The organism is Arthrobacter sp. ERGS1:01, assembly GCF_001281315.1.
In the GTDB taxonomy this organism is placed as follows: Bacteria; Actinomycetota; Actinomycetes; order Actinomycetales; family Micrococcaceae; genus Specibacter.
Genome location: NZ_CP012479.1, coordinates 739,402 through 756,943 on the forward strand (window position 1 = coordinate 739,402; position 17,542 = coordinate 756,943).

Here is a 17,542-nt window from a genome sequence, read left to right on the forward strand (position 1 = left end):
ATGAGTATTTTCGCCGTTGAATATGTCTATGGTCCCGAAGCAGAGGACGCCCGCACCGAGCACCGCCCCATGCACCGTGAATGGCTGGCGGCGCAAGCCGAGGCCGAGGTGGTGCTCGCCTCCGGACCCTACGGTGACGGCGCCGGGGCCCTTTTGATCTTCCAGGCGGCCGATGAAGCCACTCTGCACGGGATCCTCAAGCAGGATCCGATGAGCGTTGGCGGGGGCGTTACGGGCCTGAAAATTTCCGAGTGGAAGCCCGTGATCGGCCAGTTCAGCAAATACCTGCCGTAGCGCAGGCCACACAGCACACGGCGTCGAACACGCCTACAATTTAGATAAAGATGATGCGTTCCCACGTGTCGCGGCGCCACACAACGGCGCCGCCGACGCATCATCGCCACAGATCTTCAAGGAGCACATTTTGACCTCGGTCAGTCTCGGGATGCCGCCATTGCCACCGCCAGTCCTCGCGCCCCGGCGCAAAACCCGGCAGATCAAGGTCGGTTCGGTGGGGGTCGGCTCGGATTCGCCCGTCAGCGTGCAGTCCATGACCACCACGCCCACCACGGACATCAACGCCACGCTCCAGCAGATCGCCGAGCTCACCGCCTCCGGCTGTGACATTGTCAGGGTGGCCTGCCCGTCGCAGGACGACGCCGACGCCCTGCCGATCATTGCCAAGAAGTCGCAGATCCCGGTGATCGCCGACATCCACTTCCAGCCCAAGTATGTGTTTGCGGCCATCGAGGCCGGCTGTGCCGCCGTCCGCGTGAACCCGGGCAACATCCGCAAGTTCGATGACCAGGTCAAGGAAATCGCACAGGCGGCCAAGGACCACGGCACCTCGATCCGGATCGGCGTCAACGCCGGCTCGCTGGAACCGTCCATCATGAAGAAGTACGGCAAGGCCACCCCGGAAGCCCTCGTGGAGTCCGCGGTCTGGGAGGCGTCCCTGTTCGAGGAGCACGGCTTCCACGACTTCAAGATCTCCGTCAAGCACAACGACCCCGTGGTCATGGTGGCGGCCTACGAGATGCTCGCCGAAAAGGGTGACTGGCCCCTGCACCTGGGCGTCACCGAGGCCGGTCCGGCGTTCCAGGGCACCATCAAGTCCGCCGTCGCCTTCGGCGCCCTGCTCTCCAAGGGCATTGGCGACACCATCCGCGTCTCCCTGTCGGCACCGCCGGTGGAGGAAATCAAGGTGGGCAACCAGATCCTGCAGTCCCTGAACCTGCGCCCGCGCAAGCTGGAGATTGTCTCCTGCCCGTCCTGCGGCCGCGCCCAGGTGGACGTGTACACGCTGGCCGAAGAGGTCACCGCAGGCCTGGAAGGCATGGAAGTGCCGTTGCGCGTTGCCGTCATGGGTTGCGTCGTCAACGGCCCCGGTGAAGCCCGTGAGGCCGATCTTGGTGTCGCGTCCGGTAACGGCAAGGGCCAGATCTTTGTTAAGGGAAAGGTCATCAAAACTGTCCCCGAAGACCAAATTGTTGAGACCCTTATTGAAGAAGCCATGAAGATCGCCGAAGAGATGGAGTCAGATGGCGACGATTCGCTCAAGGGTGGCCCCGTGGTTAGCGTCTCTTAAAGGCGCCGAGCGGGGGCCGGTGCGCGTTCTTGTCCAGGAGGACACGAGCGCGCTCCGGACCCTGATAGCCCGCGACCCCGTGGCCAACGTCTTTGTTGATTCGTTGCTGTCACAGGGAGGCAGTGCCGTGCCCGGCCACCCCGGTGCGGTCATCCTGGGGTTCTTTGAGAACGACGGCGCCGAACTCACCGCCGCCTGCTGGGTTGGCTCCAACGTGGTGCCCATCGAGGCCACAGTCGCCCAGGCCGCCTTCTTCGGCCAGTGGATTGCCGCGAACTGGCAGCCGCACGCCTCCATCTTCGGCCCCGCCGACGCCGTCCTTGGCATCATGGACGAGCTTTCCGCCGCCGGCATCGCGGCCCAGGAAGTGCGCGCCAATCAACCGTTATTGGTCATGGACACCGCATCCTCCCTGTCCCCGAACCCGTCCCTGGCGCCGAGCAACAGCCGTCAGTTTTCCGAGGTGCTCATTGCCGCGGCGGCCATGTTCGAGGAGGAAGTGGGCTATTCACCGTTTTTGGGCGGCGAGGAAAATTACCGCCGCCGGGTGGCCTGGCTCATCAACAACGGCTACTCCTTCAGTCACTGCGAACCCGACGGCGAGGTCATCTTCAAGGCCGACCTTGGCGCCGTCACCGCCCACGCCACCCAGATCCAGGGCGTCTGGATGAACCCCCGCTACCGCGGACGCGGACTCAGCGCCGGCTACATGGCCGCCGTGGTCAACCAGTCCCAGGCCGTGGCGCCGGTGACGAGCCTGTACGTCAATGACTTCAACACCCGGGCGCGCGCCGTCTACGCCAAGGTCGGTTTTGAACAAGTCGGCACCTTCGCCACAGTGCTTTTCTGATCCCCGGCGGCTCCCACTGCTCGTAAGCTCGCAGAGGGACCCTCGCCGCCGTGGGCCCGCGGGGGCTCCCGTCCGCAGCGTCGTGCGCTACGCTTATGCAACTTGTTGCGCAAAGGAGTGCACTATGACGACCGACCGGTACCCCCACCTGTTCACCCCGCTGGACCTCGGCTTCACCACGCTTCCCAACCGGGTCCTGATGGGCTCAATGCACGTTGGCCTGGAGGAACGCCCGGGCGGCTTCGAGCGGATGGCGGCCTTCTACGCCGAGCGGGCCCGCGGCGGGGTGGGCCTGATGGTCACCGGCGGCATTTCTCCCAACGACGCCGGCCGGCCCATGCCCGGCGGTGCCAAGCTCACCACGGCCGCGGAAGCCGATCAACACAAGGTCATCACCGCGGCGGTGCATGCCGAAGGGGCCAAGATTGCCCTGCAACTGCTCCACTTTGGCCGATACGCCTCGCACCCGGATCTCGTGGCTCCCAGCGCCGTCCAGGCCCCCATCAGCCCGTTCACACCGCACCCGCTCACGGCCGACGAGGTGGAGTCGACCATCGAGGACTTCGCCGTGGCGGCCCGGCTGGCCCAAAGCGCCGGCTACGACGGCGTCGAAATCATGGGCTCCGAAGGCTACCTGCTGAACGAATTTGTGGCCCTGCGCACCAACCGCCGCACCGACAAATGGGGCGGCAGCTACGAAAACCGGATGCGCCTGCCCGTGGAGGTGGTGCGCCGGACGCGTGAACGCGTTGGCGAAAACTTCATCATCATCTACCGGCTCTCCATGCTGGACCTCGTCGAGGGCGGTTCCACCCTGGCGGAGGTCACCCAACTGGCGCAGGCGGTGGAAAAGGCCGGCGCCACCATCATCAACACCGGAATCGGCTGGCACGAGGCCCGCATCCCCACCATCGCCACCTCGGTGCCGCGCGCCGGCTATGCCTGGGTCACCCAAAAGCTCATGGGTTCGGTGGGCATCCCGCTGATCGCCACGAACCGCATCAACACCCCAGAAGTCGCCGAAAGCGTGCTGGCGGCCGGCAGCGCCGACATGGTCTCAATGGCACGGCCCTTCCTGGCGGACCCGTTCTTCCTGCGCAAGGCCATCGAGGACCGCGGCGACGAGATCAACAGCTGCATCGGCTGCAACCAGGCCTGCCTCGACCACACCTTCGCCGGCAAGACCTCCTCCTGCCTGGTCAACCCGCGGGCCTGCCACGAGACCGAGATCGTCATCGAGGCAACGGCCGCGCCCAAGCGGCTGGCCGTGGTGGGTGCCGGGCCCGCCGGGCTCGCATTCGCCGTCACCGCCGCCGAACGCGGCCACGAGGTGACCCTTTTTGAGGCCGCCGGAGAGATTGGCGGCCAGTTCAACCTGGCCAAGCAAATCCCCGGGAAAGAGGAATTCCACGAGACCATCCGCTACTTTGCCCGCCAGATCCAGCTGCGCGGCATCGAGCTGCGGCTGAACACCCCGGCCACGGTCGAGGGCCTGCTGGTGGGCGGATTCGACGAGATAGTGCTGTCCACGGGCGTCACCGCGCGCATCCCGGAGCTCGACGGCGTCGACCACCCCAGCGTCCGCACCTACCTGGACGTGCTGCGCGACAAAAAGCCCGTGGGCGCCACCGTTGCCATCCTGGGCGCCGGCGGCATCGGCTTCGACGTGGCCGAATACATCACCGCGCAGAAGCCCAGCGCCACACTGGTGCCGGAAAAGTTCTACGCCGAGTGGGGCATCGACCCCGCCTACACCGGCGCCGGGGGCATCACCACCGCCGTCCCGCCGCGCCCCGACCGCACCGTCAGCCTCTTCCAGCGCAAAGAGACAAAAGTGGGCGCGGGGCTGGGCAAGACCACCGGCTGGATCCACCGCACCGAATTGGCGGCCAAGGGCGTGGCCATGGTCCCGGGCGTCGACTACCAAAGGATCGACGACGCCGGCCTCCACCTCAGGCGCGACGGCATCGACGCCGTGGTCGCCGTCGACACCGTCATCCTGTGCACGGGCCAGGAACCCCGGCGCGAACTGCTCGCGGGGCTCGAAGCCGGCGGCGCCGTGGTCCATCTCATTGGCGGGGCCGACGTGGCGGCGGAATTGGACGCCAAGCGGGCCATCGACCAAGGCACGCGGCTCGCGGCACGGATCTAGCGCGATGTCGCTACCGCACGCCATCTTGACCTCCCTGCTGGAAAAGCCCTGCACGGGGGCCGAACTTGCGCGCCGCTTCGACAAGTCGATCGGCCACTTTTGGCAGGCCACCCACCAGCAGATCTACCGTGACCTGGCCAAGCTGGAAGGGGCGGGCTGGATTGCGGCCCGCGGACTTGCCACGGCCCGGGGCAGCCAGCGGCACTTTGACGTGCTGCCCGGCGGCCGGGCCGAACTGGAACGCTGGACCAGCGTGGCGGAGGATCCGCGGCCCATCCGGGATGAGCTGCTGGTGCGGTTGCGGGCGGCGGCCGTGCTGGGCACCGTGGACGTCAGGGGCGAAATTCTGCGGCACCGCGGTCTTCACGAAGCTGCCCTCGCCGGATATAGGGTCATCGAGGCACGCGACTTTCCCCCGGGAAGGGAGCTAAACCGGGCCGGGAATCTTCAATACGCGGTGTTGGCGGCCGGGATCGCGTTCGAGGAGGCCTGGCTGGCCTGGTGCGGCGAGACTTTGCAGCGTGGGGAATCCCTGCAATGCGGTGAGGTGCTGCAAAACGAAGAGGATCCCGCCGAGCGAGGTTAGCGGCTGGCCGTTTCCTGGGCGGCGGCCTCCGCGGCCAAGGCCCGGGCGGTATCACCCAACAGGGTCGCGGCCCTGCCGATCACGGGCGCGTAGGAGGACTGCCACGCGTGCCTGAAGACAAAGGCGTCGGGGCCCTCCCAGTGCAGCTTGAGCGCAATGTGGGCGCTGAGCCCGCCCCTGACCGCCAGCAACTCCGATTGGGCATGCTCGAGGTCCCGGGCCAGGGCGCGCAAGGCGTCAGCGTCCGCACCCAGCAGGCCGTCCGCCATTCTTGCCTCCAACCCGTTACTGCTCCGAAAGCTCCACAGTAGGCTCCGCGGGAGGCTCCGCGCGATGGGCAGCGCTCCCCATGCCGTCCACGGGGGCCAGCGGGCCGGTCAGATAGTTTTGCAGCGTCGGTGCGTACCAGGCCACCAACTCGTCGTGGCCGGCTCCGGCCAGCGGCTCCATGCGCAACAGGTAGCGGGCCAGTAACAAGCCCATCACCTGGCTGGCCACCAGGGCGCCGCGCATGGCCAGTTCCGCCGGTTCGCCCGGCAGCCCCGCCAGGGCGTGGGAGAGAACCCGTTTCAGCAACACCTGGCGCAGCAGGGCACCCTGCGTCTTGGACCCGGTGGCGCCGCGCAGCAATGCCAGCAGGGCCGGCTGGGCGGGGGAGTCCCACAGCGGCAGCAGGACCCGCAGCAGTGCCTCGCCGCGCTCCTGCGGGGGAGTCGCCCCCACGGCGCGAAGAACCTGGGCGGGGTCCATCGGCAACTCCACGCACGCGTTGAAAAGGTCCTCCTTGCCGGCAAAGTAGTGGTGCACCATGCCCGGGTCCACCCCCGCGTCCCGGGCAATTTCACGCAGGCTCGTGGCGGAGTAGCCGTGCTCGGCAAACAACCGCCGCGCACTGGCCACAATCAGTTCGCGGGAATTCGTGCGGCCCTGGCGGCGGCCGCGCGGCGCCTGGCCGGCCATGGTGCTAGGCCGTCCGGCGTCGTAAAGTCAGGGACGCAAGAAGCAGGCCGGCCACCACGAACGCGGCCACCACCACCAGGTCCGTGACCAGCGCCGAGGTGGGGTTGGCATGCTTGGCCACCTCCTGCAGGCCGTCAACGGCGTAGCTGAGCGGGAGGATGTTGGAGAGCGCCTGCAGCACGCCGTTCATCTGGTCCCGGACCACGAACAGTCCGCACAACAGGATCTGCGGGATCACCACCACCGGCATGAACTGGACGGCCTGGAACTCGGTCGTGGCAAAGGCGGAGCACAGCAGGCCCAGCGCGACGCCCAGCACGGCCGTCAGCACGGAGATCAACACCACCCAGCCGGCGTTGCCCACGATGGTCATCTTGAACACCCAGTACGCAACACCGCTCGCCACGAGGGCCTGCAACGCGGCCATGATGGAGAAGGCCAGCGCATAGCCAAACAGGAGGTCGCCCTTGTTGATGGGCGTCGTCAGCAGCCGCTCCAGCGTCCCGGAGGTGCGTTCCCGGAGCATCGTGATGGAGGTGACGAGGAACATCACCACAAACGGGAAGATGCCCAGCATCATCAGGCCCACCCGGTCAAAGGTGCGGGGCATGCCCGGTGGCAGCGCCTCATTCTCGTAAAGCCAGTAGACCAGCGCCAGCAACACGGCGGGCACCACCATGATCAGCCCGATGCTGCGCGGATCGCCCTTGAGCTGTTGGAGCACGCGGACCGTGGTGGCCCACATCATCTTCACGTTCATGCGGCACTCCCTTGCGCCGATTCGCTTGCCTGCTGGGCCTGTTCGTCGGCCCTGATCAGCCGCAGGAACGCCAGCTCAAGATCGGCGGTCTCTCCCCGCCGCCGCAGTTCCTCCGGGGTGAGCTGCGCCAGCAGCCGGCCGTCGCGCAGCAGCAACAGCGAATCGCAATGCCCGGCCTCCTCCATGACGTGGCTGGAGACCACCAGCGTGGTGCCGCCGGCGGCCATGTCCGCAAACTGTGCCCAGAGGTCCGCCCTCAGCACAGGGTCAAGGCCCACCGTGGGTTCGTCCAGGATCAGCAGCCGCGGCTTGGACACCAGCGCGCAGGCCAGCGAGACCCGGTTGAACTGCCCGCCCGAAAGGTCGCCCGCCTTGCGCTTGAGGAAGTCTGAAAGTCCGACGGCGGCCACGGCGTCGAGCGCGTCGCCGCGGCTGCACCCGTGCATGGCCCCGAAGTAGCGCACGTTGTCCAGCACGCTTAGATCCCGGTAGACGCTGGCCGCCTGGGTGACGTAGCCGACGTCGTGCCGCAGCAGAGGGTTGCCCGCGGGCCGTCCCAGCACGGTCACGGTGCCGCCGGTGATCCTCTGGACGCCCACGAGGGCCCGGATCAGGGTGGTCTTGCCGCTGCCGGAGGGGCCGAGCAGCCCGGTGATCCGCCCGGCCGGGATGGTGAACGACAGCTCCCGAAGGACATCGCTCTTGCCGCGGTGCACCGTCAACCCGCCGACCTCCACGCTGACGTCCCCGGCAGCCCTGCCCGAGGGATCGGCCGGGACGGGGGCGAACGGATGGTTGCCGGAGCCCGGCATGGCTGCTCTGTGTGACATCTATGCTCCCACCCTTGAAATTTCATCACTTGATGAATTAAAACTAAGCCCGCCATCGATTCCTTGTCCAGAGGCGGACCCGACCCAATATGTCCAAAACCCGTGCCCAAAAAGCCTTGAAGTACGGCCCGAACGCCGCATAGCTTTGAGGTTGTTGCATCCACGCGGTGCACGATCCACATTTGTGGAGCAAAGGAACGCTACGAGAGGACTCACCGATGGCAGTTTCAGTGAATTTGGCCAAAGCACTCGACAAGGACTTTGAGGACAAGTCCCTGAAGGAAATTCTTGACGCTTCTCCCGACGCACTGGCCGGCATCACCGAGGCCAAGGCCAAGGCGCTGCACGATCTCCTCGGTGTGAAGACCATTCGCGACCTTGGCAGCAACAAGTTCTTCGCCATCGCCGGCGTCCTCGTCGCCCTGGAGGGCAAAGAAGGCTAGTCCCCACTCGCCGGCCGAGCAAATCGCTGGCGCGATTTCCTCGGAACCTGGCGAGCGTGGGCCCACCCACCGGCTCCCCAAATGCGGCTCGCGGGGCGAGCCGCATTTGGGGCCCCTCGCCGGCGTGGGCCCAACAGTAGGAGCAAATCAGCCCGCCAGTGTGCGGCACATTTGCCCGAACCGGTAGATTGGTACTTGCCCGTCTTTTGGTGGCGGGCGTCCAACTGCTCAAGAAATGGAACAAACGCGTGGCTCTTCGCCTCTCCACACTTTTCCTTCGCACTCTGCGCGAGGATCCCGTCGACGCCGAGGTGGACAGCCACAAGCTGTTGCTGCGGGCCGGCTACATCCGCCGCGCCGCCCCGGGCATCTACACGTGGCTGCCGCTGGGCCTGCGCGTGCTGCGCAAGGTCGAGGCGATTGTGCGCGAGGAAATGGAAGCGATCGGCGCCCAGGAAGTCCACTTCCCGGCCCTGCTGCCCCGCGAACCCTACGAGGTCACCAACCGGTGGACCGAGTACGGCGAGGGCCTGTTCCGCCTCCAGGACCGCAAGGGCGCCGACTACCTGCTGGCCCCCACGCACGAGGAAATGTTCACGCTCCTGGTCAAGGACCTGTACTCCTCGTACAAGGACCTGCCCCTGAGCCTGTACCAGATCCAGAACAAGTACCGCGATGAAGCGCGCCCCCGGGCAGGCCTGCTGCGCGGCCGCGAGTTCATCATGAAGGACTCCTACTCCTTCGACATCGACGACGCCGGCCTGGACGCCAGCTACATGGCCCACCGCGGCGCCTACCTGCGCATCTTCGAACGCCTGGGCCTGGAAATCGTCCCCGTCGCCGCCACTGCCGGCGCCATGGGCGGCTCCCGCAGCGAGGAATTCCTGCACCCCGTTGCCATCGGCGAGGACACGTTCGTGCGCTCCGCCGGCGGCTATGCGGCCAACGTTGAGGCCGTCACCACGGTGGTTCCGGACGACATCGACTTCAGCAACGCCCCTGCCGCCGTTGTCCGCGACACCCCCGACACCCCAACGATCGACACGCTGGTCGACGCCGCCAACAGCCTTGCCCCTCGGGCCGACGGCGCCTGGACCGCCGCCGACACGCTCAAGAACGTGGTGCTGGCCCTGAGCCTGCCCACGGGCGAACGCCAGATCGTGGTCATCGGCGTCCCCGGCGACCGTGCCGTCGACTTGAAGCGCATCGAAGCCAACATTGCCGCCCACCTGAGCGTCGGCGGCGAAATCGGCGTCGAGGCGGCCGGCGAAGCGGACCTGAAGAAGCACCCGGGACTCATCAAGGGCTACATCGGCCCGGGCCTGGCCCTGGACGCAGCGGTACTTGGTGCCGAAGCGGCAACGAAACTGCTGTTCCTGGTGGACCCCCGCGTGGTCTCCGGCACCAGCTGGATCACCGGCGCGAACGAAGAAGGCAAGCACGTGTTCGGCCTGGTGGCCGGCCGCGACTTCGGCTGGGACGGCACCATCGAGGCCGTTGAGGTCCGCGCGGGCGATCCCGCACCCGACGGTTCGGGTCCGCTCGAGGCTGCCCGCGGCATCGAAATGGGTCACATCTTTGCCCTGGGACGCAAGTACAGCGAAGCCCTCGATTTGAAGGTGCTGGACCAAAACGGCAAGCTGGCCGTCGTCACCATGGGCTCCTACGGCATCGGCGTCACCCGCGCGGTCGCCGCCCTGGCCGAGTCCAACCACGACGACAAGGGCCTGATCTGGCCCGCCAACGTGGCCCCGGCCGACGTTCATGTCGTGGCCGTGGGCCGCGGCGAGGAAATCTTCGACACCGCCGCCAAGCTCACCGCGGAACTGGAAGCCGCCGGGCTGGAAGTCATCTACGACGACCGCCCCAAGGTTTCCCCCGGCGTGAAGTTCGGCGACGCCGAACTCCTCGGCGTCCCCACCATCCTGGCCGTGGGCCGCGGACTGGCGGACGGCGTCGTCGAAATCAAGAACCGCGCCACGGGCGAGGCCGAGAACGTCCCGGTGGCCGAAGCAGTCCAGTACGTCCTGGCCAACCAGTAGGGAAGTTTGCCGCCACGCTCGCCCGAGCCGAACCGCGTGGGCTGGGCTGGTGTTTCCGTAGGCCGCGTCAGGGAGGCCGAGGCCGCCCGCGGCCGATTGGCCGGAAAGCGGCCGAGGAAATGCCGGTCCAGCCCACGGGCACGACCACCGCTAGGACCGCATGATTTCGGGGTTTGAACACATCACCATTGCCACGATCCTTTTGGTCATCGTGGCCGGATTCGCGGCCGGCTGGATCGATGCGGTGGTGGGCGGCGGCGGGCTGTTGCAGTTGCCCGTGATGCTCATGATTCCGGGGATCACGCCCGTTCAGGCGCTGGCTACGAACAAGATGGGGTCGATCTTTGGCACCACGACCAGCGCCGTCACGTACTACCGGCGGGTGAAGCCGGATCTGCGGACGGCGCTGCCCATGGCCGGCGTGGCACTGCTCGGGAGCCTGGGCGGGGCCGTGGTGGCGTCGAGCCTGCCCGGCTCCGTATTCAAACCGATCATCGTGGCGGCGCTGGTGGCCGTGGCCCTGTTTACCGCCTTGAAGCCGAACATCGGGGAGTTGACGGTGTTGCGCCATTCGGGCCACCGCCACTACATCCTGGCTGGGCTGATCGGCGGGGTCATCGGCTTCTACGACGGCCTGATCGGCCCGGGCACCGGCTCCTTCCTGGTGATCGCCCTGGTCAGCCTCATGGGGTACGCGTTCCTGGAGGCCAGCGCCAAGGCCAAGATCGTGAACCTGGCCACCAACGCCGGCGCGCTGATGATCTTCGCACCCCACGGCGCACTCCTCTGGGGCGTGGGCCTGGTGCTCGGTGGGGCCAATATGGCCGGCGGCTACCTGGGCGCCCGAACCGCCGTTAAGCAAGGCAACAAGTTCATTCGCATCGTGTTCCTGGCCGTCGTGACTGTGTTGATCATCAAATTGGGCTTCGACGTCTGGAACGAGAACTTCGCCGGCCCTTGACGCCGTCGTACCGGGACCAAGCCCGGGCCCCGCAGAGGGTTTTCAGTCAAGCATCTTGAGGTCGTGCGCGGCCGGCAGGCCCGGCATGGACCGGCCCGCCATGGTGCTGGCCACCCACAGGGACCGCAGGGCGTCGCCGTCGTGCCCGGGGGATTCCAGGTACCAGAGGGCGTTTTCCACCTCACGCAGCACGGCCCATTCGGCGGCGATGTCCGCGTCAAGCCCGGCGGCCCCGGCCAGGGCGGAACAACGACGCCGGAGGCCGGCTTCGGCGTTGCGCCGCGGCAGGTCCCGCAACCGGTTCCACAGGCACGGCGCCACCGCGAACTCGGCATCCCCGATCTGCGCCTGCGGGTCGATGGCCAGGTAGCCGGTGCCGTCCAGCGAGGCCAGGATGTTTTGGAAGTGCAGGTCGGTGTGCACCAGGACGTCGTTGGCCCGACGCCGCGAAACCGCCCCGCGGGTCTGGCACACCTCCAACGCCGCCTCCAGCAGCCACTGCGGAAACGGCCTGTTCAGGTCCATCCACCGTGCCGGCAGCTCATCGGAGTAGCGCTCGGCCGTGGCGGCAATGTGCGGCACCTCGGCCCAGCCGGGCCTGCCGTCGGCCACAATGCCCAATTGGCGGACCAGCCCGCCCCACACCTCCACGGCCTCCTCGATGGGCACGTCCATGAGCGACTTTTGCGAGTCCAGCCGCTCGATCACCATGGAACAGCTGGCGGGATCCTGTTCAAGGATCCGCACCACGCCATGGCCGTCCCACAACGTCAGCGCGATCGGTTCCAGCACGGCTTCGTCAAAGGGGTAGGCGACCTTGAGTGCCGCCGCGGCGCCGGTGCGCGTGCGGACGGGGAGGACTATTGCGGTGTGGCCGTGCCAGGGAGGCTCGCCGGGGAGCAGTTCCACCGTGAGGTTCCAGCGGTGCAGCGCATCTTCCACGAGACCGGGAAGCTTCTCGAGCCAGGCCCGGCCCGCCGGGGTGCGGTGGTGGCGCAGGCGCAAATCCTCGGGAATTTCAACGGAAGCCGGCATGCTTCCCAGTTTATCGTCAGCCCACCAGGCCACTGGCACCCAGCAGGTGGCCGATCGCGAACGTGGCCGCCAAGGCCAGCGCACCGCCGATCACAACACGGATCGCGGCGCGGCTCCGGGATCCGCCACCGATCCTGGCGCCGATCCATCCCGTGATGCCCAGGGCGGCCAGCACCACCACGAAGGTGACGGGCACGCGGGCTCCGGCCGGCGGGAGCAAGATGGCCAGCAAGGGCAGGATCGCACCCAGGGTGAAGGCGATCGCGGACGCGAAGGCGGCGTGCCACGGGCTGACGACGTCGTCCTCGTCAAGATTCAGCTCGGCGGAAAGGTGGGCGCCCAGGGCATCGTGGTCGGTCAGTTCCCGCGCCACCAGGACGGCGGTGTCGCGGGAGAGGCCCTTGTCCTGGTAGATCCGGGCGAGCCCGGCAAGATTGAGGTCCGGCTCCTGCGCCAGGTCCGCGCGCTTCTCCTCGATCATGGACTGCTGGCTGTCCCGCTGGCTGCTGACGGACACATACTCGCCCAGGGCCATGGACACGGCCCCGCCTACGGCCGCGGCCATGCCGGCCATGAGGATGGGTCCGCTGGCACCTGTGGCCCCGGCAACACCGACGACGACGGCGGCCACGGAGACGATGCCGTCATTGGCGCCGAGCACGCCGGCACGCAGCCAATTCAGGCGTTGGGCGATCTCCGCTGTCCGCGGCAGTTCCCGGGGTCTGACAAGGTCTTCAACACGCTTCATGGTTCCAGCAAAGCACCGCCGGAAATCCGCCGCTAGCAAGGTGAGGATGTCCTCGCAGAGGCTACCCTACGGTCCGGATCAGGGGGTGGCGGACGCCGTCGAAGTTGCGGCAGCCGGTTCGCTGAGGCCCGGCAGCGATGCCACCGTGCCGCCCCACGACTGCTGGTTGAGGGTTGATTCCAGCAGCAGCGACACCGAAAGCTGGCGCAGGCCCGTTGCAGTCTTCTGAACTGCCGCTGCCGGACGGCTCAGCGCCGCAAGGTCGCCGTAGGCGTTGGCCAGCTCGCCTTCCAATTGGGACAGGGCCTTCTCCGGGACGTTCGTGAAGGCGGCGTCCAGGACATAGGCGGGCACCGCAGGGGCGGTCGGCAGGCACTTCAGCGCCAGTTCGCCGTTGAGGAGTTCCAGCCGGGCCTGGTGATCGGCCAGGAGCTCCATGGCCTTCTTGAACTCCTGCTCCGGCAGCCTGGTGCCGGCCACCTGGTAGGCGTAGACGGCCTTTTGCTCGGCCTGTGCGGCGGCCAGAAGCGCCGCATCTTCGCTGACGCCGGGCTGGGGAGACAGCGAGGACGAGCATGCGACCGCCGTGGCAAGGACCGGAGCCGGCAGGGGTGAGGAGGCCGTCGGCTTGCCGAGGAACTCGTTGATGGCCGATGACTGCAGCAACTGGCTGGTGCCGGCGGCGGCAAGGACCCGTCCCATGGCGCCGTCGGCGGTCACGGCACGGGCCAACAGGGTATTCGCGTTGTCAGCCAGGGCGGTCGCGAACGACGCCATGGTCGGGGCGGCTGTGGCCTTTGCGGACTTGGGCGCCGCACTGCCTGCCGGTAGCCCGTCGGTCAAGGCCGCGAGCTGGGCATCCAAAGCCGTCGCCGTCGAGGCGAGCAGCGTCTTGCCGGCCGCGTCGGTGGACTGGCCGCGCGCCTTCTCCGCCTGGGCCAGCAATGCCGCCGATTGCGACCAGGCCTCCTGTCGGCTGAGTTCGGTGGCGGACGGGCCGGCCGTTGGAGCGTCCTGCCCGGTCACCACTGTGCCCACGGCAAGCACGACGGCGGCAATGACCAGGAACAGCAACGTCCCACGGGTCAGCGACCACGCCTTGCGGCGTTTGTTCCGCTTGGCGGGTGGGGCGGTTTTTGCCGGTTTGCCGGAGCGGGTGGCCTTGCCCGGGTTGGAGCGTTTGCCCCGGCCCGTGGCGGCTGTGCCGGATTCCCCGGAGGCCTTGGCGTCGGTTGCGGAGTCCGCAACGGACTCCGGGTCCTGGGTAGCCGGGGACGCGCCGTCGGTGGGGCTTGACCCTTCCGGGTGGGCTTGTTCGGCCAGGCGGCGTTCCCGTCGCGACTGGGGCGCCGGGGCTGCGGGGGAGTCGGTTGGGGTTGACTCTTCGGTGGACGTGCCGGATTCCGAGCGTTTGGAATCTACGGCCGGCTCGGTGTCCGCTGAAGCGTTCGGCTCGGTGCCAGGTTCGGCGGTGCCGGCTTCCGGGCTGTCAGTGTCCAAAGTGTCTGCCGGGGAGTCAGAGTCCTCGATGGCGTCGGCGGTGACGGGCTCCGGAGCGTCCCCGGGTGCCTCAGCCGCGGGGGCGCCAGAGCCCTCGATGGCTTCGGCGTCCGCGGTATCCGCAGCGTCGCTGGGCTCGGCAGTCTTGGCGGGAGCCTCGTCGGGTTCGGCGGCCAGGGTGGCCTCGGGGTCCTGCGCGCCGTCGGGATCGCTGTTCGCGGCCTCGGGCTCAACGGCATCGGCGGGGCTCTTCGCTGCATCGCGGGGCAGATCCGCCGCGCTTTCGTCAACGGCGCTTTCGTCGTTGGAAGAACCGGCAACTGCAGGCTCATCGACAACGGGCTTGGCGCCGGAGTCCGTTTCGGAGGTGTTCTCCTTGACAGTGGAATCGGAGGCGTCGGCCGCGTCGGGCGTGGTGCCCGCCGGCACTTCGTCGTCCACAGGCGAGCTGACGGCAACGTTGGCACTTTCGACTTCAATGCCTTCCGGTTCGTTCCCGGCAGCGGGGGCCTCCTCGGGCGCGACGCCAGCCGCGGCATCCTCGCCAGCGGGGGATTCGGCGTCGGACAGGTCCGGAACGGCGGTCTCGGGCTCCGCGGCGACAGCGTCCTGTGCGGCCGTCTCTGGGGCGGGGGCGGACAGAGCGTCGGCCGGGGACCCGGCGTCGTCAATCGCGGGGGAGGAGGCGATCATGCCGTCGGAACCAACCACCAGAAGGGCGGACTTTGCGGCTTGTTGCGGGGCACCCGCGGGTGCGGAGGCGCGGCGGTGGCCGATTCGTCGGGGCTTGGCCGGGGGAGGCCCGGACGGCGACGGTGCTTCGCTGGGCGTGTCGGTGTGCGGCTCGGCGGCGGAACGGGAATTGGTCACAACTGTTGATCATCTCATGATGGCCAACTTTGATGCACGCCGGACCCTTCCATTTCGGTGGTCCCCGCGCCATAATGCGTTCTTACTCACAGCGGAAACGTTCAGCGGCATGGGCACAAACTCGGTACTCTTATACCTACAACATCATTTAAGGGAGGCGGGCGTTCAATGACCAAGCCGGAGAAGCCTAAGTCGGCCCGAAGCCCGGGACACCTGCACTCGGCCGTCGATCCCGTGGCAGAAGCGCAGCGGCTCAAGGCCCTGCTCACACCCACCGTCGAGGCGGCCGGACTGTACCTCGAAGATGTGAAGGTCCAAATGGCCGGCACCCACAGAACCGTTTCGGTAGTGGTTGACCTGCCGGAGACCGAATCCGGCGGTGTGGGACTCGACGCCATCTCGATCGTTTCCAAGGCCCTGTCCGAAACCATGGATGCGGATCCCCGCGACGACGGCCGTGCCTACGACCTGGAAATTTCCTCCCCCGGAGCCACCCGGCCGCTGACCGAGCCGCGGCACTGGCGCCGTGCACTGGGCCGGATGGTGAAGGTCAACGCGACCGACCGGGAGAACTTCATGGGCCGAATCCTGGCAGTGGACGACGACGGCGTGCACATGCTGCCCGAGCTGCCGGTCAAAAAAGGCATGAAAGCCAAACAGGGCGTGCCCGAAAAAGTGTTGTTCTCAACCATTCGCCGCGGCGTAGTGGAAATAGAGTTTGCTCGCCTCGACGAGGCCGAGCTTGATTTGGAATTTGATCCGACCGACGGCGACGCGGTCGATGGAGAGGAAAGCTGACCATGGATATCGATATGAGCGCGCTGCGAATACTGGAGCGTGAACGAGAGATCCCGCTGGATCTGCTGATCCCCACCATTGAGCAGGCACTGCTGATGGCTTACCACAAGAGCCCCGGCGCGATCGAGCAGGCCAGGGCCGAGCTTGACCGCAAGAGCGGCCACGTGACCATCTGGGCCGCCGAGATTGACGAGGACGGCGAACGGATCGGTGAATTCGATGACACCCCCGCCGGCTTTGGCCGCATTGCCGCCAGCACGGCACGCCAGATCATCCTCCAGCGCCTGCGCGACGTCGAGGACGACAACGTGCTCGGTGAATTCCGCGGCAAGGAAGGCGAGCTGGTGTCCGGCCAGATCCAGCAGGGCAACAACCCGAACATGATCCAGGTCAACCTTGGCGCAGTGGAGGGCGTCCTGCCCCCCAACGAGCAGGTCCCCGGTGAAAACTACCGCCACGGCAATCGCATCCGCGCCTTCGTCGTCGACGTGCACCGCGGCCTGAAGGGCCCCTCCATCACCCTGTCCCGGTCGCACCCCGGCCTGGTTCGGAAGCTCTTCGAAATGGAAGTTCCGGAAATCGCCGACGGCACCGTCGAGATCGTCGCCCTGGCCCGCGAAGCCGGCCACCGCACCAAGATCGCCGTCAAGGCCAACAAGGCCGGCGTCAACCCCAAGGGTGCCTGCATCGGTGAAATGGGCACGCGTGTGCGCGCCGTCATGACCGAACTCAACGACGAAAAGATCGACATCGTCGACTTCAGCGAGGATGCAGCCACTTTCATCGCCAGCTCCCTCTCGCCGTCGAAGGTGATTTCGGTCACGATCGTCGACGAGGATGCGCGCTCCGCCCGCGTCGTCGTGCCTGATTATCAGCTGTCTTTGGCCATTGGCAAGGAAGGGCAGAACGCCCGCCTGGCTGCCAAGCTGACGGGATGGCGCATCGACATCATCTCCGACGCCGCCGCAGAATAGGAAAGCAGCGTTCGGGCGCGGTAGAATGTAAGGGACCGGGCCCACGGGCTGCGCGTGACTAATTTTCGTAAGGCTTTGCACAGTTGGTAAAGAATGCCGTTAAAGCGGGGAGCCATGCTCCTGCCATTACCGGATCTGTGCGCACCTGCATTGGTTGCAAGCAAACCGACGCCCGGGAGCATTTGGTGCGACTTGTAAGAAACGCCAGCGATTCCGGTGAGCCGGAAGCGCTGGTTGACTTGCGACGTCGTATGCCCGGTCGGGGAGCATGGCTGCACCCCGACCCCAACTGTTTGCAACTGGCCATCAAGCGCCGCGCCATTGGCAGGGCCCTTCCGGGCATTTCCAATGTCGCCGGCGTCCAGGACCAGCTTGCAACCGTGTTGGAGCAGGCACCTAAAATACGAACCGACATTGTCCCTTTGTGAAAGCGGGTCAGAAACCG

Annotated in this window: 18 protein-coding genes; 11 read left to right on the forward strand and 7 right to left on the reverse strand. The window is 67.0% G+C overall.

All coding sequences use genetic code 11. The features are described 5' to 3' along the window. From AL755_RS07205 to AL755_RS07225, 5 genes are all read left to right on the forward strand, one after another. Window positions 1–294: a YciI family protein gene (locus AL755_RS07205; protein WP_054010420.1), complete on the forward strand. Its 294-nt coding sequence runs from the start codon at window positions 1–3 to the stop codon at window positions 292–294. Between the two features lie 130 nt (window positions 295–424). Further along, complete coding sequence (gene ispG, locus AL755_RS07210) at window positions 425–1,588, forward strand: flavodoxin-dependent (E)-4-hydroxy-3-methylbut-2-enyl-diphosphate synthase (RefSeq protein WP_054010421.1); 1,164 nt, start codon at window positions 425–427, stop codon at window positions 1,586–1,588. 19 nt (window positions 1,589–1,607) lie between these two features. Further along, window positions 1,608–2,438: a GNAT family N-acetyltransferase gene (locus tag AL755_RS07215; RefSeq protein WP_337589574.1), complete on the forward strand. Its 831-nt coding sequence runs from the start codon at window positions 1,608–1,610 to the stop codon at window positions 2,436–2,438. 124 nt (window positions 2,439–2,562) lie between these two features. Beyond that, complete coding sequence (locus tag AL755_RS07220; protein WP_054010422.1) at window positions 2,563–4,590, forward strand: NADPH-dependent 2,4-dienoyl-CoA reductase; 2,028 nt, start codon at window positions 2,563–2,565, stop codon at window positions 4,588–4,590. Window positions 4,591–4,594: 4 nt separating this feature from the next. Beyond that, entirely contained in the window at window positions 4,595–5,176 is a 582-nt protein-coding gene (locus AL755_RS07225; protein WP_082368993.1) for a PadR family transcriptional regulator, read from the forward strand. On the opposite strand, the gene AL755_RS07230 is transcribed toward AL755_RS07225, so the two are convergent. Genes AL755_RS07230 through AL755_RS07245 form a run of 4 tightly spaced genes read right to left on the reverse strand, consistent with a single transcriptional unit; the run spans window position 5,173 to window position 7,726 of the window. Further along, entirely contained in the window at window positions 5,173–5,445 is a 273-nt protein-coding gene (locus AL755_RS07230) for a hypothetical protein (protein ID WP_054010423.1), read from the reverse strand. The genes AL755_RS07225 and AL755_RS07230 overlap by 4 nt on opposite strands. Before the next feature lie 16 nt (window positions 5,446–5,461). After that, a complete protein-coding gene (locus tag AL755_RS07235) occupies window positions 5,462–6,136 on the reverse strand; it encodes a TetR/AcrR family transcriptional regulator (RefSeq protein WP_082368994.1) in 675 nt (224 codons plus the stop codon). Window positions 6,137–6,140: 4 nt separating this feature from the next. Beyond that, the gene (locus AL755_RS07240) at window positions 6,141–6,896 is read right to left on the reverse strand and encodes an ABC transporter permease (protein WP_192841656.1); all 756 of its coding nucleotides are present in this window, start codon (window positions 6,894–6,896) and stop codon (window positions 6,141–6,143) included. Continuing rightward, window positions 6,893–7,726, reverse strand: coding sequence for an ABC transporter ATP-binding protein (locus tag AL755_RS07245; protein WP_237762623.1), 834 nt, complete (start codon window positions 7,724–7,726; stop codon window positions 6,893–6,895). Before AL755_RS07245 ends, AL755_RS07240 begins: the two co-directional genes overlap by 4 nt. Window positions 7,727–7,956: 230 nt before the next feature. Here AL755_RS07245 and AL755_RS07250 point away from each other — a divergent pair, with 230 nt between their 5' ends. The 3 genes from AL755_RS07250 to AL755_RS07260 all read left to right on the forward strand — a co-directional run bounded on the left by AL755_RS07250 (window position 7,957) and on the right by AL755_RS07260 (window position 11,172). Continuing rightward, the gene (locus tag AL755_RS07250; protein ID WP_237762624.1) at window positions 7,957–8,169 is read left to right on the forward strand and encodes a hypothetical protein; all 213 of its coding nucleotides are present in this window, start codon (window positions 7,957–7,959) and stop codon (window positions 8,167–8,169) included. A gap of 248 nt (window positions 8,170–8,417) precedes the next feature. Next, on the forward strand, window positions 8,418–10,211 hold the full coding sequence (locus AL755_RS07255; protein WP_054012926.1) for a proline--tRNA ligase: 1,794 nt from the start codon (window positions 8,418–8,420) through the stop codon (window positions 10,209–10,211). A 160-nt stretch (window positions 10,212–10,371) separates the two neighbouring features. Continuing rightward, a complete protein-coding gene (locus AL755_RS07260; protein ID WP_054010425.1) occupies window positions 10,372–11,172 on the forward strand; it encodes a sulfite exporter TauE/SafE family protein in 801 nt (266 codons plus the stop codon). 42 nt (window positions 11,173–11,214) lie between these two features. Here AL755_RS07260 and AL755_RS07265 read toward each other — a convergent pair whose 3' ends face one another. The 3 genes from AL755_RS07265 to AL755_RS07275 all read right to left on the reverse strand — a co-directional run bounded on the left by AL755_RS07265 (window position 11,215) and on the right by AL755_RS07275 (window position 15,325). Further along, window positions 11,215–12,207: an aminoglycoside phosphotransferase family protein gene (locus tag AL755_RS07265; RefSeq protein WP_054012927.1), complete on the reverse strand. Its 993-nt coding sequence runs from the start codon at window positions 12,205–12,207 to the stop codon at window positions 11,215–11,217. Between the two features lie 16 nt (window positions 12,208–12,223). Beyond that, the gene (locus tag AL755_RS07270; RefSeq protein ID WP_054010426.1) at window positions 12,224–12,955 is read right to left on the reverse strand and encodes a VIT1/CCC1 transporter family protein; all 732 of its coding nucleotides are present in this window, start codon (window positions 12,953–12,955) and stop codon (window positions 12,224–12,226) included. A gap of 78 nt (window positions 12,956–13,033) precedes the next feature. Further along, on the reverse strand, window positions 13,034–15,325 hold the full coding sequence (locus tag AL755_RS07275; protein WP_054010427.1) for a DUF4439 domain-containing protein: 2,292 nt from the start codon (window positions 15,323–15,325) through the stop codon (window positions 13,034–13,036). A 168-nt stretch (window positions 15,326–15,493) separates the two neighbouring features. On the opposite strand from AL755_RS07275, the gene rimP reads away from it, so the two are divergent. The 3 genes from rimP (at window position 15,494) to AL755_RS22360 (ending at window position 17,525) form a co-directional block, all read left to right on the forward strand. Further along, on the forward strand, window positions 15,494–16,123 hold the full coding sequence (gene rimP, locus AL755_RS07280) for a ribosome maturation factor RimP (protein ID WP_054010428.1): 630 nt from the start codon (window positions 15,494–15,496) through the stop codon (window positions 16,121–16,123). Between the two features lie 2 nt (window positions 16,124–16,125). Then, window positions 16,126–17,097 carry a transcription termination factor NusA gene (gene nusA, locus AL755_RS07285; protein WP_054010429.1) on the forward strand — a complete coding sequence of 324 codons (972 nt, stop codon included), beginning with the start codon at window positions 16,126–16,128 and terminating at the stop codon, window positions 17,095–17,097. Between the two features lie 185 nt (window positions 17,098–17,282). Further along, window positions 17,283–17,525, forward strand: coding sequence for a YlxR family protein (locus AL755_RS22360; protein WP_237762697.1), 243 nt, complete (start codon window positions 17,283–17,285; stop codon window positions 17,523–17,525). Window positions 17,526–17,542 lie beyond the last annotated feature (17 nt).